Here is a 14,844-nt window from a genome sequence, read left to right as displayed (position 1 = left end):
CTGTTTTTGTCTGATGTGCTGTTTAATCCAGCCAATAAGGAGTCACTATGATCGGGGCTGAACCCGTCATCGAAAAGCGCCGCTGGCTATCGCCGGTCTGGCTGTTACCCCTGATAGCCCTGCTGCTGGCGGGTGGCTTTCTCTATCAGCAGGTATTGAGCCGTGGCCAGCTTATCCAGATCAACTTCGCCCAGGGCAACGGCATCTTGCCGGGTAAAACCCAGGTTCGTTATCAGGGGGTGGCCATCGGCGTGGTGCAAGAGCTGGAGCTGGCTGAAGATGGCCGCAAGATTGCGGTGATGGCCAAGATTGACAGCCGTGCCAGACCGCTGATCCGCAAGGGATCCGACTTCTGGCTGGTGAGCCCCAAGGCGTCGCTCACCGAGATCTCCGGCCTCGATACCTTGGTCTCCGGCAACTACATCAACCTGCAACCAGGGCGTGAAAGCAATCCGCTGGAGGAGACCTTCGATGCCCTGGAAGGCCCTCCCCCCGGTTATCAGGCACAGGGGCGGATGCTGCATCTGACCGCTGATTCGCTGGGCTCGGTGGGGATTGGCGCCAAGCTCTATTTCCGCGGTATCGAGGTGGGCAGCGTCATCAATACCCGCCTGGGTCAGGACAATCAGAATGTCATTCTGGATCTGGTGATCGAGCCTCGTTTTGAACATCTGGTCAAAGCCGATACCCGCTTCTGGAATATCAGCGGTATCAAGGGCTCTTTCAGTCTGGCGGGCGTCAGCGTTGAGGCTGGCAGCCTCACTTCCATTCTGAGCGGCGGCATTGCCTTTGACTCACCCAAAGATTCACCAGAGCCTGAGAAGGGACAGACCTTCGTCCTCTATAAAGGGTTGGCGGAAGCGGCGCGTGGCGAGCGTATCGACATTGCGGCTGGCGATCTTCCGGTCAAGGAGGGGATGCCCATCCTCTATGAGGGGATCGAGATTGGTCGTATCGACCCCATTCGTCTCACAGACAAAGGCCGCGTAGTCACGGCATTGATCAATCCTGAGCAGGCCTATCGCATTACCGACAAGAGCCAACTGGTGTGGGAGAGTGTCTCCCTCTCCGCAACCGGTGTGCAGCATGCAGATCGCCTGCTCTCTGGCCCGGCCATTCGCCTCGACTATGTGGCGGGTAAACCGGTACAGAAGATGACACTGACCGATCGCGCCCCCCAGAGCGGCACCAAGGTGACGCTGCAGGCTGACGATTTGGCGGGGCTCAATCAGGATGCGCCGGTCTGGTACAAGGGATTGCAGGTGGGTCGTATCAGCCAGCTCACTCTGGATGCGCGCGGCAATGCCAGCGTCGAGCTGGTGATGGCGCCGAACTATGGTCATCTGCTCAACCGTGCCCGTTTCTATCGCGCGGCGCCGCTGCAAATAGATGCCGATCTGAGCGGCATCAAAGTAGAAACCAGTCCTGCCAGTGCCTGGTTGGGAGGCGGGATCAAGCTGGTACAAGCCAGCAGTGGCGAGCGGATTAACCGTCTCTACCCGAGTCAGGAGTTGGCACTGCTCGGTACCCGCGATGCCAAGCCCCAGCGCTGGTTGCTCAAGGCAGATCAGGCCGATGGCATTGGCATTGGCTCGCCTGTGCTCTATCTGGGGCTGGAAGCGGGCAAGGTCAAACAGCTGCGCGCCGCCAAAGAGGGGGTCGAGATCGAACTCGAGATTGATGGAGTCTATGCTCCCCTCCTCGCCCAGCAACCCCAATTCTGGAAAAAACCGGCCATCGACACCAAGGTGCGGGTCGACGGGGTGCAGGTCAAGGTGGGCAACCTCGGTACCCTGCTGCGCGGTGCCATTGAGTTTGATCGGTTGGCCAATGGCCGCAGCAGCCATCAACTGTTCGATTCCAGGGAGCAAGCCAAGGCCAAGGTACGCCAGCTGTCACTGGTGGCAGAGAGTAATCCGGGGCTCGGGATTGGCAGCCCGATCCGCTATCTTGGGGTCGATATCGGTAAAATTGAAGAGATCGAGCTGGAGCCGTCTCTGGGTCAGGTGATCTTCAAGGCGGAACTCGATGGCCACTATGCCGAGCGTTTCCTGCAATCCGGCGCCCGCTTTACTGTGGTACAGGCCAAGCTGGGGCTGGGCGGTGTTGCACACCTCGATACCCTGATCAAGGGGGCATTTGTAGAAGCGCAACCGGGTAAAGGCGCTGGCAAAGATCGCTTCCCCTTGAGTCAGGTCGGCCCTGTGGGTCTGGCCCTGACCCTCAAGAGCCCCTCCGTCAATGGCCTGAGCGTCGGCAGTCCGCTACTGTTTCGCAAGATGATGGTGGGCAGTGTCACCAAGGTGGTGCTGGCTCGGGATGGCAGCGAGGTGGTGATCGATGTCAACGTGGATCAGGAATATGCCCATCTGGTGCGCGCCAACTCGCGTTTCTGGAATGTCTCCGGGGTCAAGGCGGACATTGGCCTGACTGGTGGCACTATCGAAGTGGAGACGGTGCAGAGCCTGCTGGCCGGCGGCATTGCTTTCAATACGCCGGAGAGAGAGATGGGGCCAACCGTCAAGGCGGGCCATAGCTATCCGCTCTATGGCAAGGCCGAGAAAGAGTGGCTGGAGTGGAGCCCGCGCATCCAGCCCTGATCCCTTCCCTTTGTATCTCATCCAAGCCCGGCACCCTGCCGGGCTTTTTTATATTCCGGTGCTTGTTGATAGGGTTCAGATTCAGAATATTCTTAGCCTTGTGGTAGGATATCGCCCCTCTTTTTCGGTCAACGAGACGGCACAGTGCACGACAACACCTTCCTTCCCGATTACTTTTTACGCCACATTGCGGCCATCATGCCGGCCCATCTCTCGATGGACGACTTTGTGGCCAGTTGTCGACGTCCGCTGCGCCGCAGCATTCGGGTCAACACCTTGAAGATCGCCGTCTCGGATTTCGTCGCCCTGATGGAGCCACTGGGTTGGCAGCTTGACCCTGTCCCCTGGTGTGATACCGGCTTCTGGCTGACCCGCAGCGATGAAACTGTCCCCCTTGGCAACACCGCCGAGCATTTGAGCGGGCTCTTCTACATTCAGGAAGCGAGCTCCATGCTGCCGGTGACGGCACTCTTTGCCAGCAACAAGATCAAAGCGGATGGCATGTTGCTGGATGCGGCGGCGGCCCCCGGCTCCAAGACCACCCAGATAGCCGCCCTGATGAACAATCAGGGGATGCTGGTTGCCAACGAGTTTTCCAGCAGCCGGTTGAAAGTGCTCAGCGCCAATATCCAGCGCTGCGGCGTGACCAATGTGGGCATGACCCATTTTGATGCCAAGGTATTTGGCCAGTGGTTGCCGGAGACATTCGATGCCATCCTGCTCGATGCCCCCTGCTCCGGTGAAGGCACGGTGCGTAAGGATGAAGATGCATTGCGCAACTGGAGCATCGAGAGCATCGACGAGATTGCGACGGTGCAACAAGGGTTGCTTGAGAGCGCCTTCCATGCCTTGAAACCGGGTGGCGTACTGGTCTACTCCACCTGCACCTTGAGTGAGCAGGAGAATCAGGCGGTTTGCCAATCCTTGTTGGACAAGTTTGGCGATGCCTTGAGTTTTGACTCGTTGGCAGACCTGTTCCCCCATGCAGAGCAGGCCTGCACACCCGAAGGATACCTGCACGTTTGGCCCCAGATCTTCGACAGTGAAGGCTTTTTCGTCGCCAGATTGCGCAAGCATCACTCGGTGCCCAACACCATGTTCAAGCCGGGCAAGCTGGGTAAATTCCCTTTTGCGCCGCTTCCTGCCAAAGAGGCGGAACCCATGTTGCGCGAGATCGAAGCCAACTTTGGGGTGGCACCGCAGGGTCAGCTGTTTGGCCGCAATGACGAGGTCTGGCTCTTCCCCCAGATGTTTGATCAGGTGCAGGGCAAGTTGCGTTTCGATCGCATCGGCATCAAGTTGGCCGAAACCTTCAAGAAAGGTTATCGCCTCACTCATGAGTGGGCACTGGCCTATGGCGATAAAGCGAGCAAGGGCGTGGTCGAGCTGGATAGCGCCAATGCGCGGGAATTCATGATGGGGCGGGATGTTTGGCCAGAACAGGATGCGGGCACTGGCGAGGTAATCGTCCGCTATCAGGGGCATACCCTGGGCATGGGGAAATGGGTGGGGAGTCGGGTCAAGAATGCCCTCCCCCGCGAGCTGGTGCGTGACAACAATCTGTTCAATGCGTAGTGGGCCGTTCGGTGCATAAGCACTTGAACGAGTCTGAAATACCCACACTCTGGTTGAACTTTTCTTCGGATCTTGAAAAGCCTTGAGCCTTGTCTAAGCTTAAGGCAATCCGAACACCAGTTAGCGCACGGCTCTGCAAGGAGCCAATTCCCCTATGCCAGGTACAAGGAATTCGTACCTGGCTTTTTTTATCTCTTCACGTATCGCTGTTACTTCACTCTTGGCTCTATTCAACGGTCTCTTCGACCTGTGTGGCGACTCTGTTTTCAAACGGAGGTTCTCTACCCAGCTCATGTTGGTAGAGCAGATCGATCGCCTGCTCGATGAGTGATGCCTGACTGTCTTCGAGATGGATACCCAGTGTGGCCAATCGTTCGGCGTGGCGATTGCTGATCCAGCATTGCAATCGGGTATGGGTCTCCTGCTTGCGTTTTACATGTTGGCGCTGCCGCTCGGCATTGTTTTGCGGGCTCGCCTCTTGCTCTTCACGCACTCTCATTTCTTGGCTCATATGTCCTTGCGATGTTTCATTTCCGGATTTGTTATCTCTCATCACATGCCATTATCCATAGGAAGATGGCCCTTCCACCTTGGGTTGCTGGCTGCACGGCAAATATATCATCAGATCAACAAGATATCATTTAACATAAAAAACTAAGTGACGCAGTTGTGTCAAAGCAAACCATCTAGGGCATGATCGGAGAATTTGTGGGCGTCATCGAAGTACTCCTGCAGGGTTCGCATATCCTTGTGGCGCGTCACCTCGATGATCTTGTTCATCGGCTTGCCGGCAGTCACCGCCGAGGTGATAAATCCGCGCCGCAGGCTATGGCCACTGACGTAAAGATCGTCAATGGTTTGGCCGGTTCGGCGCTTGATCATCAGATTGATGCCCTGGGGGCCGAGTGGTTCGGCCATCAGTTGGCCCCAGCGGTTCATGCGCCGAAATAGCGGCCCCTCGCTGATCCGGCTTTTGTGTAGCCACTTTTGCAGTGCCGACACGGGGCAATAGTGTTTGCCCGGAATCAAGGCTATCTCGGTTTCGTGCAGCTGATGCTTGCTCGGTTTGAGGCGAAGGCGGATCCCCTGCCCCACAAAATCGAGATCGCTCACCTCAATCCGGGCTGCTTCCGAGCGGCGCAAGGCGCCACTGAACATCAAGAGCAGCAGGGTGTGATCACGCAAACCCGCGAGGTCCCTAGTGTCTATGCCATCCAGCACCTGGGTCAAAGGCTGCAGCGTCAGGGCACCGGTTTTGCGCTTGCGGTTATCCCCCAACCTGACAATACCACGCATCATCTCCTTGATTTCGGGGTGTTCGGTGGGCATGGGATGAATGCCTTTCTGCTTGAAGGCATAACGGATCCCGGCAAGCCGTCTTACCAGGGTTGCCGGTTTACGAGGTTCACCGTTGCGCAGGTCCCCTTTTCCCTCCTCTTTATCCAACCATACCCAGTCTGCCAATACGCCGTCAGCCTGATCAGCGAGAAAGTTCATGATGTCGTGATGGGTCGTTTGCAGCGGATCAAGCCCGTGTAATTGGCACCAGAAGACAAAAATACGGGTATCAGCCTGATAGGCATTGAGGGTGGAATCTGCTTTTGCACTGCGTAAAAAGCGGCGTGCCCGACTATTAAGCAGTGCATCGAAAACAGTCTGCAGTGACTGATGAGCTGGATTGGACAAGGATGGATATGCCACAGAACTCTATGATTCATATGAAGTTTGAGAGGATCTTACAGGATCCTTCCCATACATCAAGTATCGATAATGAATATTATCGATACTTAGAGCATTCTATTTTAATACCCATTGACCACGCTGAATAAAGGAAACATAGGAATATCATTCGACCAGGTTTAGCAAAAACGAAAAAGTAAAATTGGCAGGAATAAGTGAGAGATAACGTAGCTCGGTGTTGATAATCAGGTGAGTAATCAGCTTGGTATTTGAAAATTAAAAAGCCCCGAATAACGGGGCTTGGGGATTATTTTTTCGCCAGCTTGAACAGTTCAAAGAAATTCCGGCTGGTGGCTTCTGCCAATTCATTGAGCGGAATATGACGCAGGTCGGCAATAAACTGCGCAACGTCTCGCACAAAGGCGGGTTCGTTCTCCCTCCCCCGATGCGGTACGGGGGCAAGATAGGGCGAGTCGGTCTCGACCAGCAATCTGTCGAGGGGCAGAGCCTTGACCACCTCTTGCAGGGCAGACGCATTTTTGAAGGTGGCGATCCCGGAGATTGAGATATAGAACCCCATCGCCATCGCGGCTTGCGCCATTTCGAGGGATTCGGTGAAGCAGTGCAGCACACCGCCAACCTGATCAGCTCCCTCTTCACGCATGATCTGCAAGGTATCTTGCTGGGCATCGCGGGTATGGATGATCAGCGGCTTGTTCAACGCGCGGGCAACCCGGATATGTTCGCGTAAAGAGGCTTGCTGAACTTCCTTGTTCTCGGGCGAGTAAAAGTAGTCGAGTCCGGTTTCGCCGATGGCGATCACTCTTTCGTCAGCAGCCTGTGTCAGCAACAAGGCTACATCCACACCGGGTTCCTGATTGAGCGGGTGTACCCCGCAAGAGGCAAATACCTGGGGATAGGGGGCGATCGCCTCGAGCATGGTCGGGAACTGTGCCTGAGTCACACTGACACAGAGAAAATATCCCACGTCCAGTTTCGCGGCCTTTGCCAGTACATCAGCCAAGCTGGTCTGCTTGCTGCCATAGCTGAGGCGATCGAGATGACAGTGGGAATCAACGAGTAACATATAAAACCTTTCTGCTTGTCGGTACTTATAACCAGCGACTGAGCCAGTTCATCAGATGGATGGTGGGATTGGAGAGCTGACCCGGCTGACATGCCGCTTTCAGGGCAACCAGACCTTGTTCTGCCTCCAGCAGTTTTTCGCTGGAGTGCTGCTCCGCCAACCGTTGACTCAAGATGGCCAGATCAGGCATTGCCAGCTGATGGTGACCACATCCGGCCTGGGTTTTCAGGGCATCGCACAAGAAGAGCTGCAACCAGTGCAACCTGACCTGCGTCTCCTGACCAAGCTGGCTGCACAAAGCCGTCGCCTTGGCCGGACTTTGACTCAGAGCGACAAACTGTTCCAGCAGTTCACGGCGAGTACTGTCCTGTTGCTGCTCGATATAGTCGAGTACCCGCAGCGGTGCCCCCTGACAGATCCGCACCTGAGCCAGAGTGGCCTGATGACCCTGCTCGGCCAACCAGCGTACAGTTTCCCCTTCCGCAGGCAACTGACAGACATGTTTGTGACAGCGACTGAGAATGGTAGGGAGCAGCAGGGAAACCTGGGAGGCAATAAGCAACAGCAAGCTGTCGCCGACCGGCTCTTCCAGGGTTTTCAGCAGGGCGTTGGCCGCCGATTCGGTCATCCGCTCCGCATCTGGAATGATTACCACCTTGCCACGGCCGAGCTGGGCAGAGCCCTGCAGCCGGGTGCAGATCTCGCGAATAGCCTCGACCCCGATTGTCTTGCTGTCGCGGGTGATGGTGCCAAGATCCGGGTGGTTGCCCTTGTCAAATAACTGGCAGGAGTGGCAGTGGCCGCACGGCTCTCCGCGATCCGGTTGCTGACAAAGATGCAGACGCGCCAACCGCTCGGCCAGCTGTTCTTTGCCAAGACCGGGATCGCCGAGCAACAACCAGGCGTGGCCGAGACGACCGGACTGGGCAGTCTGGCTCAGGACATGCCAGTCGGGGATCAGCCAGGGATACATAGGCGCCCGTTTGACAGATAGTGATCCAATGCAAGCTCGATGGCAGCTTTGACCTGTTCCGGCGTTTGCGCCGCATCGATCACCACAATGGAATCATCCTTGGCGGCCAGTTCGAGATAACGAGTTCGGGTACGCTCGAAGAAGCTCAGTTGCTCCAGTTCGATGCGATCCAGCTCGCCACGATGGCGCGCGCGCTGCAAGCCAAGGGCGGGATCGATATCGAGATAGAGGGTGAGATCCGGCTTGAAGTTGCCGAGCACCGCCAGCTTGATGGCTCCGATAAGCTGGGCATCGATACCACGGCCGCCACCCTGATAGGCCTGGGAGGAGAGATCGTGGCGATCCCCCACCACCCAGACACCGTCGGCCAGCGCGGGTTTGATGCGGGTCTCCACCAGTTGTACCCGGGAGGCATACATCAGCAGCAATTCCGCCTCGATGGTGAGGCGCTCGTCGTGCACCTCTTTGACGATAGCCCGCATCCGCTCGGCCAGTGGCGTACCACCCGGCTCGCGGGTGCACTCGATCCGGTTGATGCCGTGGCGCTGCAGATAGTCGGTCACATAACGCACGGCCGAGCTCTTCCCTGCCCCTTCCAATCCTTCGATCACAATAAATTTAGACATTAGGGTTTCTTCAATATGTATTCGCGAACCGCCCGATTGTGTTCATCGAGGGTCTTGGAGAAATAGTGGGCACCGCCCCCCTTGGCTACAAAGTAGAGATAGTCGGTCGACTTGGGGTTAAGCGCAGCTTCGATGGAGGCCTTGCCCGGCATGGCAATAGGCGTGGGCGGCAGACCATCGATCACATAGGTGTTGTAGGGATTCTTGTCGGTCAGATCGCTGCGGCGAATATTGCCATCGTAGCGATCCTTCACCCCGTAAATGACGGTGGGATCGGTTTGCAACTTCATGCCCAGACGCAGTCGATTGACAAACACCGAGGCGATCTGCGCCCGCTCGTCCGGCTGGCCAGTCTCTTTCTCGATGATGGAAGCCATGATCAACGCCTCATAGGGCGTTTTGTAAGGCAGGTTGGCCTGACGTTTCTCCCAGCTCTGCTGCAGGAAAGTCTCCATATCCTGATGGGCGCGACGCAGGATCGAGAGATCGCTGGCATGGGTGGTATAGGCGTAGGTTTCCGGCAGGAACCAACCCTCCAGCTTGCCATTCTCGATGCCGAGCTCCTGCGCCAAGTCGGCTTCGGATTGCTCGACGGTCAATCGCTCAAGGTATGGGGCGCTGGAGAGCTGCTTCTGCCAATCCTCGAAACGGGAACCTTCGACGAAGGTGAGGCTGAAGTGAAACTCCTTGCCCGATGCGAACAGAGAGAGGGTCTCCTTGAGAGGGGCCCCTTCCTTGATTTCATAGGTGCCCGATTTGATGGCCACCAGTTCGGGATGGCTGCGCAGCCAGAGCCGCACCGCCCAGGGGCTGGTTTCCCCCTCACCCAGTTCGGCGATGAGGCGCGCCGCATGGGCGCCCTTCTCCACCGTAAAGAGCCGGGTCGGCCCCTTGTTGGTGAGCGTCTCTACCTGTTGCCATTTGTAATGTACATAGCCCCCGGCAGCGGCTACCGTCAGTGCCGCCCCCGCGAGCAGGGTGTAAAGCCGATTAAACTTCAATGACCAAACGCTCCTGTAAACGGCGACTCAATACCGCTGGGGGATAGTGAATATCCTCGATGCCATTGACCGGCACGACCCCCATCAGGGTATTGGTGAGCCACACCTCTTCAGCCTGCCATAGTGACTCCAGCGGAGCCTCTACCACACGCAACTCAATACTCATCTGTTTCAACATCGCCATCACCTGGCGGCGCATGATGCCATCGACACCACCGCGGGCGAGATCGGGCGTAAACACCGTCTTGCCCCGACGCCAAAACAGATTGGCACTGACCCCTTCAATGAGAAAACCACGACTGTTAAGCACTATCCCTTCGACTGCATTTCGGCTGACAAGTTCGCTTTTCAGCAATACCTGCTCCAGACGATTCAAGGTTTTAAGCCCGGCCAGCATGGGGGCATCACCGATCCGCTGGCGGCACACCACCATCTCGATCCCCTCCTGTTGCCACTGGCCATAGTGAGTGGGAAATGGCGCCAGAGTGACAATCCGGGTTGTGTGCTGACATCCGCTGCCATCATAGCCCCGCCCCCCTTCGCCGCGGGTCAGGATCACCTTGGCCACGCATTGTGGCTGCTCGGCCACCATCTCTTCAACCTCCTGGGTCAAGAGATCCCAGTCCGGTTCAACCAATCCCAGCCGGTTGTTGGCCAGCTGCAACCGTGCCAGATGGGCAGGCCACTGCAACACGCGACCATCCCTGACCGCCATGGTGGTGAAATGACCGTCACCATAGGCCAGCCCCCGATCATGGGCCGAGATGGTATCAAGCTTCATGCCATTGATAAGCAAAGGGATCCCTCCGATAAAAAAGGCCCGATACCGGCAGTATCGGGCCTGTGTCTTTGCCCTGCGGCAAATTATACGCGTTTGAAGATCAGTGAGCCATTGGTGCCGCCAAAACCAAACGAATTGGAAAGGGCGTACTCAAAGCTGCCTGGCTTGGCCACATGGGGTACCAGATCCAGATCGCACTCATCATCCGGGTTGTCCAGGTTGATGGTGGGCGGAGCCACCTGATCACGCAGGGCCAACACAGTGATGATCGCCTCGATGGCACCGGCGGCACCCAGCAGGTGACCGGTCATGGACTTGGTGGAGCTCACCATCAGGGATTTGGCGTGCTCACCAAACACCGACTTCATGCCACGCAGCTCGGCCACATCACCCAGCGGGGTGGAGGTACCGTGCGCGTTGATGTAACCAATCTGCTCGGGGGCAATGCCGGCATCCTTGATGGCATTTTTCATGGCGCGAGCACCACCGTTGCCATCTGCAGGAGGCGCAGTCATGTGGTACGCGTCACCGCTCATGCCAAAACCGACCAGCTCGGCGTAGATCTTGGCGCCACGGGCCTTGGCGTGTTCGTACTCTTCCAGCACCAGTACACCGGCACCGTCACCCAGCACGAAACCGTCGCGATCCTTATCCCACGGACGGCTCGCTTTTTGCGGCTCGTCGTTGCGGTTGGAGAGTGCCTTGGCGGCAGCAAAACCACCCATCCCCATCGCGGTGGAGGCTTTCTCGGCACCGCCGGCGACCATCACGTCGGCATCACCGTAAGCGATCATCCGGCCAGCCATGCCGATGGCATGGGTACCAGTGGTACAGGCGGTCGTCACGGCGATGTTCGGCCCTTGCAGACCTTTCATGATGGAGAGATGACCGGACACCATATTGATGATGGTGGACGGAACGAAGAAGGGACTGATCTTGCGCGGGCCGCCGTTGACCAAACTTTCGTGGTTCTGTTCAATCAGACCCAGACCGCCGATACCGGAGCCAATCGCCACGCCGACACGCTCGGCATTCTCTTCATTGATGGTCAGGCCGGAATCATCCAGCGCCTGCATACCGGCCGCGATGCCGTATTGAATGAAGAGATCCATTTTGCGAGCGTCTTTACGGTTGATACCGTACTGCTCGGGATCGAAATCCTTGACCAGACCTGCGAAGCGGGTTGCAAACTCGCTGGCATCAAAGTGTTCGATAAGGGAAATGCCGCTCTGCCCGTTGAGCAGTGCTTGCCAGCTGGATTCGGCAGTGTTGCCCACCGGGGAAAGCATCCCCAAGCCGGTCACCACGACTCTGCGTTTTGACACTGAGGTAGTCTCCGAGAGGTGTTTTGAAAAGGAACAAATACAAAAGAAGCGGCCCAAGGGCCGCTTCTTTCAGAACAGGAACTTATTCCTGATTAGCGGTGATGTAGTCGATAGCCGCTTGAACAGTGGTGATCTTCTCGGCTTCTTCATCAGGAATTTCGGTATCGAATTCTTCTTCCAGCGCCATTACCAGTTCAACGGTATCCAAAGAGTCAGCGCCCAGGTCGTCGACGAAGGAGGCAGCGTTCTTAACGTCTTCCTCTTTAACACCCAGTTGTTCGATGATGATTTTCTTTACGCGTTCTTCGATGTTGCTCATGACCTGAATTTTCCTTTAAAAATACGCTATTTGCGTCTGGTTGGGGTAGTTTATTCAATTGACGTGAGTTTGCAAGTAGCTTGCCGCTGGTCAAACCACGAAATGTGCCAAACTTCGGCGTACTATCGCAAATTTGAACAGATCTTACGACAAATTGATTACACCATGTACATCCCGCCATTAACATGCAGGGTTTCGCCGGTGATATAGGCAGCTTCATCAGAAGCCAAGAATACCACAGCTGCGGCAATTTCTTTTGGATCACCCAAACGGGCGGCGGGCACCTGACTCATGATGCCGGCACGTTGATCGTCATTTAGGGCACGGGTCATGTCGGTTTCGATGAAACCGGGGGCAACCGCGTTCACTGTGATACCACGGGATGCCACTTCCCGCGCCAACGATTTGGTAAAACCAACCAGACCGGCCTTGGCGGCAGCATAGTTGACCTGACCGGCATTGCCCATGGTTCCCACCACGGAGCCAATGCTGATGATGCGACCGTGACGTTTCTTCATCATGGCACGCAGCACAGGTTTGCTCAGACGGTAAAGCGAGGTCAGATTGGTATCGATGATCTCGTTCCACTCGTCATCTTTCATCCGCATCAACAGGTTGTCACGGGTGATCCCCGCGTTGTTAATCAGGATGTCGATGTCGCCAAAGCGCGCCTTGATGGCGGCGAAGACGGCTTCGATGGATTCCTGGCTGGTCACGTTCAGTGCCATGCCGCAACCATTCTCGCCCAGATAGGTGCTGATCGCCTCGGCACCGCTCTCGCTGGTCGCCGTACCGACCACTTTCGCGCCACGGGCCACGAATGTTTCGGCAATCGCACGGCCGATGCCACGACTGGCACCGGTCACCAACACAACCTTATCGGTAAAGCTCATCACTTGCTCCTGTTTACTTGATCTGGGCCAACGCCTGTTCGAAAGAGGCGGCATCGTTGGCGTGAATACCTTCCACCCGCTTGTCGATGCGCTTGGCGAGCCCGGTCAACACTTTGCCCGGTCCCATCTCGATCTCGAGGGTAACCCCCTCATTGGCCATCCGCTCAACAGTCTCGGTCCAACGAACCGGGCTGAACAGCTGACGTACCAGCGCTTGCTTGATGGCGGCCGGATCCTGTTCACAGGATACGTCGACATTATTGATGACAGCGATGGTTGGAACCTTGATCTCGATCCCGTCCAGCGCAGCTGCCAGTTTTTCTGCGGCAGGTTTCATCAGCGCGCAGTGAGACGGCACGGAGACCGGCAGCGGCAGTGCGCGCTTGGCGCCCGACTCTTTCATCAGCACGTTGGCTCGCTCAACGGCCTCTTTGTGACCGGCGATAACCACCTGGCCCGGGGAGTTGAAGTTAACCGGAGAGACCACCTGTCCTTCTGCCGCTTTTTCGCAATTGGCGGCGATGGATTCGTTATCCAGACCGATGATAGCCGCCATGGCGCCGGTGCCTTCTGGTACCGCTTCCTGCATGGCCAGACCACGCAGCTCGACCAGTTTGACCGCATCGGCAAAATCGAGTGCGCCGCTGCAAACCAGCGCCGAGTACTCACCCAGGCTGTGACCCGCCATCATGGCAGGCGTTGCCCCACCCAGCTGTTGCCACAGGCGCCACAGGGCGACAGAGGCAGTCAGCAGTGCAGGCTGGGTGCGCCAGGTTTTGTTCAGATCTTCAACCGGACCATCCATCACCAGGGCAAACAGGTCATAACCCAGCACCTGACTCGCCTCGGCGAAGGTCTCCTTGATCACGGCATGTTGTTCGGCCAGCTCGGCCAGCATGCCAACGGACTGGGAACCTTGTCCCGGGAAGGCAATGGCAAATTGGGTCATCATTGATTCCTTTTAGATAAGACAAAATGAAATCGGTGACGGGATGATAGGTGCACCATCCCGCCGAAGATCAGAGGCGAACCAGCGCCGAGCCCCAGGCAAAACCGCCGCCGAAGGCCTCCAGCAGTACCAGCTGACCCGGTTTGATCCGGCCATCTCGTACCCCTTCGTCGAAGGCAACCGGAACGGAAGCGGCAGAGGTATTGCCGTGCTTGTCGAGGGTCAGTACCACTTTATCGAGGCTCATACCGAGCTTCTTGGCAGTGGCGCTGATGATGCGGAAGTTGGCCTGATGTGGCACCAGCCAATCCAGCTCGCTCGGCTCGATGCCAGCAGCGGCCAACGTTTCGGTGACGATCTCGCTCAGACGGGTGACCGCGACCTTGAAGACATCGTTGCCCTTCATGTACATGTAGGCTTCGAGCTCGGCACCCGGCATGCCGCGACGAGGGTGCGGCAGCTTGAGCAGCTCGCCATAACGGCCATCGGCATGGAGATGGGTAGAGAGGATGCCCGGCGTCTCGCTGGCACCGACAATCACAGCCCCTGCCCCATCACCAAACAGGATGATGGTGCCGCGATCTTGCGGATCGCACATGCGGGAGAGCACATCGGCCCCGACGACCAGCACATGGCGGGCTGCGCCGGATTTGACGAACTGATCGGCAATGGAGAGTGCGTAGGTGAAGCCTGCGCAAGCAGCAGCCACGTCAAAGGCAGGAATGCCCGGTACGCCGAGCAGCCCCTGCAGCTCGCAGGCGGCAGCCGGGAAGGCATTTTCAGCACTGGTGGTGGCCAGCACTATCATATCGAGATCGGCAGCGGTCAAACCGGCTGCATCCAGGGCGCGCAGGGCGGCCTGGTAAGAGAGGGTGGCAACGGTTTCGTCAGCCCCGGCAATACGGCGCTCACGGATACCGGTGCGTTCCACGATCCACTCATCACTGGTCTCAACCATCTGCTCGAGATCGGCGTTGGTACGCACTGAACTCGGCAGGTAGCTGCCAGTACCCAGAATTTTGCTATGCATAGAGT

The 14,844-nt window shown here is 57.1% G+C and carries 14 protein-coding genes; 2 read left to right on the top strand and 12 right to left on the bottom strand.

Annotation, left to right across the window (positions count from 1 at the left end; all coding sequences use genetic code 11):
* Window positions 1-47: 47 nt before the first annotated feature.
* Together NOM06_RS15485 and rsmF are read left to right on the top strand one after the other, a co-directional pair.
* Window positions 48-2,600 (top strand): MlaD family protein, encoded by a 2,553-nt coding sequence (locus NOM06_RS15485; RefSeq protein WP_255912233.1) that lies wholly within the window; start codon window positions 48-50, stop codon window positions 2,598-2,600.
* Between the two features lie 144 nt (window positions 2,601-2,744).
* On the top strand, window positions 2,745-4,175 hold the full coding sequence (rsmF, locus tag NOM06_RS15480) for a 16S rRNA (cytosine(1407)-C(5))-methyltransferase RsmF (protein ID WP_255912231.1): 1,431 nt from the start codon (window positions 2,745-2,747) through the stop codon (window positions 4,173-4,175).
* A 226-nt stretch (window positions 4,176-4,401) separates the two neighbouring features.
* Here rsmF and NOM06_RS15475 read toward each other — a convergent pair whose 3' ends face one another.
* The 12 genes from NOM06_RS15475 to NOM06_RS15420 form a co-directional block, all read right to left on the bottom strand.
* Window positions 4,402-4,674 carry a RepB family protein gene (locus NOM06_RS15475; RefSeq protein ID WP_255912229.1) on the bottom strand — a complete coding sequence of 91 codons (273 nt, stop codon included), beginning with the start codon at window positions 4,672-4,674 and terminating at the stop codon, window positions 4,402-4,404.
* 173 nt (window positions 4,675-4,847) lie between these two features.
* Window positions 4,848-5,876 (bottom strand): site-specific integrase, encoded by a 1,029-nt coding sequence (locus tag NOM06_RS15470; RefSeq protein WP_255912227.1) that lies wholly within the window; start codon window positions 5,874-5,876, stop codon window positions 4,848-4,850.
* Window positions 5,877-6,162: 286 nt separating this feature from the next.
* Window positions 6,163-6,942 (bottom strand): TatD family hydrolase, encoded by a 780-nt coding sequence (locus NOM06_RS15465; RefSeq protein WP_255912225.1) that lies wholly within the window; start codon window positions 6,940-6,942, stop codon window positions 6,163-6,165.
* A 25-nt stretch (window positions 6,943-6,967) separates the two neighbouring features.
* Entirely contained in the window at window positions 6,968-7,915 is a 948-nt protein-coding gene (gene holB, locus NOM06_RS15460; RefSeq protein WP_255912224.1) for a DNA polymerase III subunit delta', read from the bottom strand.
* A complete protein-coding gene (gene tmk, locus NOM06_RS15455; RefSeq protein WP_255912223.1) occupies window positions 7,900-8,541 on the bottom strand; it encodes a dTMP kinase in 642 nt (213 codons plus the stop codon). Before tmk ends, holB begins: the two co-directional genes overlap by 16 nt.
* Entirely contained in the window at window positions 8,541-9,542 is a 1,002-nt protein-coding gene (gene mltG, locus NOM06_RS15450; RefSeq protein WP_005333156.1) for an endolytic transglycosylase MltG, read from the bottom strand. Before mltG ends, tmk begins: the two co-directional genes overlap by 1 nt.
* Window positions 9,532-10,338 carry an aminodeoxychorismate lyase gene (gene pabC, locus NOM06_RS15445; protein ID WP_255912222.1) on the bottom strand — a complete coding sequence of 269 codons (807 nt, stop codon included), beginning with the start codon at window positions 10,336-10,338 and terminating at the stop codon, window positions 9,532-9,534. The genes mltG and pabC overlap by 11 nt, the downstream gene beginning before the upstream one ends.
* A 68-nt stretch (window positions 10,339-10,406) precedes the next feature.
* Window positions 10,407-11,648, bottom strand: a complete 1,242-nt coding sequence (fabF, locus tag NOM06_RS15440; RefSeq protein ID WP_005360452.1) for a beta-ketoacyl-ACP synthase II — start codon at window positions 11,646-11,648, stop codon at window positions 10,407-10,409.
* A gap of 82 nt (window positions 11,649-11,730) precedes the next feature.
* Entirely contained in the window at window positions 11,731-11,967 is a 237-nt protein-coding gene (gene acpP, locus NOM06_RS15435; protein ID WP_005300909.1) for an acyl carrier protein, read from the bottom strand.
* A 158-nt stretch (window positions 11,968-12,125) separates the two neighbouring features.
* Window positions 12,126-12,860 carry a 3-oxoacyl-ACP reductase FabG gene (gene fabG / locus NOM06_RS15430; RefSeq protein ID WP_255912221.1) on the bottom strand — a complete coding sequence of 245 codons (735 nt, stop codon included), beginning with the start codon at window positions 12,858-12,860 and terminating at the stop codon, window positions 12,126-12,128.
* Window positions 12,861-12,873: 13 nt separating this feature from the next.
* Window positions 12,874-13,809 carry an ACP S-malonyltransferase gene (fabD, locus tag NOM06_RS15425; RefSeq protein WP_255912249.1) on the bottom strand — a complete coding sequence of 312 codons (936 nt, stop codon included), beginning with the start codon at window positions 13,807-13,809 and terminating at the stop codon, window positions 12,874-12,876.
* 70 nt (window positions 13,810-13,879) lie between these two features.
* Window positions 13,880-14,839: a beta-ketoacyl-ACP synthase III gene (locus NOM06_RS15420; RefSeq protein WP_040065495.1), complete on the bottom strand. Its 960-nt coding sequence runs from the start codon at window positions 14,837-14,839 to the stop codon at window positions 13,880-13,882.
* Window positions 14,840-14,844: the final 5 nt, after the last annotated feature.

The sequence above is a fragment of the Aeromonas sp. JL9 genome, assembly GCF_024436075.1.
Taxonomy (GTDB): Bacteria; Pseudomonadota; Gammaproteobacteria; order Enterobacterales; family Aeromonadaceae; genus Aeromonas; species Aeromonas veronii.
The sequence above is the reverse complement of the archived record's forward strand: the minus strand, read 5'-3'. Positions and strand labels throughout refer to the sequence as shown.

What these genes read in the sequence shown, in the direction of transcription:
- NOM06_RS15485 (WP_255912233.1), top strand. Translation starts at nt 48, where the DNA reads ATGATCGGGGCTGAACCCGTCATCGAAAAGCGCCGCTGGCTATCGCCG.
- NOM06_RS15475 (WP_255912229.1), bottom strand. Translation starts at nt 4,674, where the DNA reads ATGAGAGTGCGTGAAGAGCAAGAGGCGAGCCCGCAAAACAATGCCGAG.
- NOM06_RS15465 (WP_255912225.1), bottom strand. Translation starts at nt 6,942, where the DNA reads ATGTTACTCGTTGATTCCCACTGTCATCTCGATCGCCTCAGCTATGGC.
- holB (WP_255912224.1), bottom strand. Translation starts at nt 7,915, where the DNA reads ATGTATCCCTGGCTGATCCCCGACTGGCATGTCCTGAGCCAGACTGCC.
- tmk (WP_255912223.1), bottom strand. Translation starts at nt 8,541, where the DNA reads ATGTCTAAATTTATTGTGATCGAAGGATTGGAAGGGGCAGGGAAGAGC.
- acpP (WP_005300909.1), bottom strand. Translation starts at nt 11,967, where the DNA reads ATGAGCAACATCGAAGAACGCGTAAAGAAAATCATCATCGAACAACTG.
- fabG (WP_255912221.1), bottom strand. Translation starts at nt 12,860, where the DNA reads ATGAGCTTTACCGATAAGGTTGTGTTGGTGACCGGTGCCAGTCGTGGC.
- fabD (WP_255912249.1), bottom strand. Translation starts at nt 13,809, where the DNA reads ATGACCCAATTTGCCATTGCCTTCCCGGGACAAGGTTCCCAGTCCGTT.
- NOM06_RS15420 (WP_040065495.1), bottom strand. Translation starts at nt 14,839, where the DNA reads ATGCATAGCAAAATTCTGGGTACTGGCAGCTACCTGCCGAGTTCAGTG.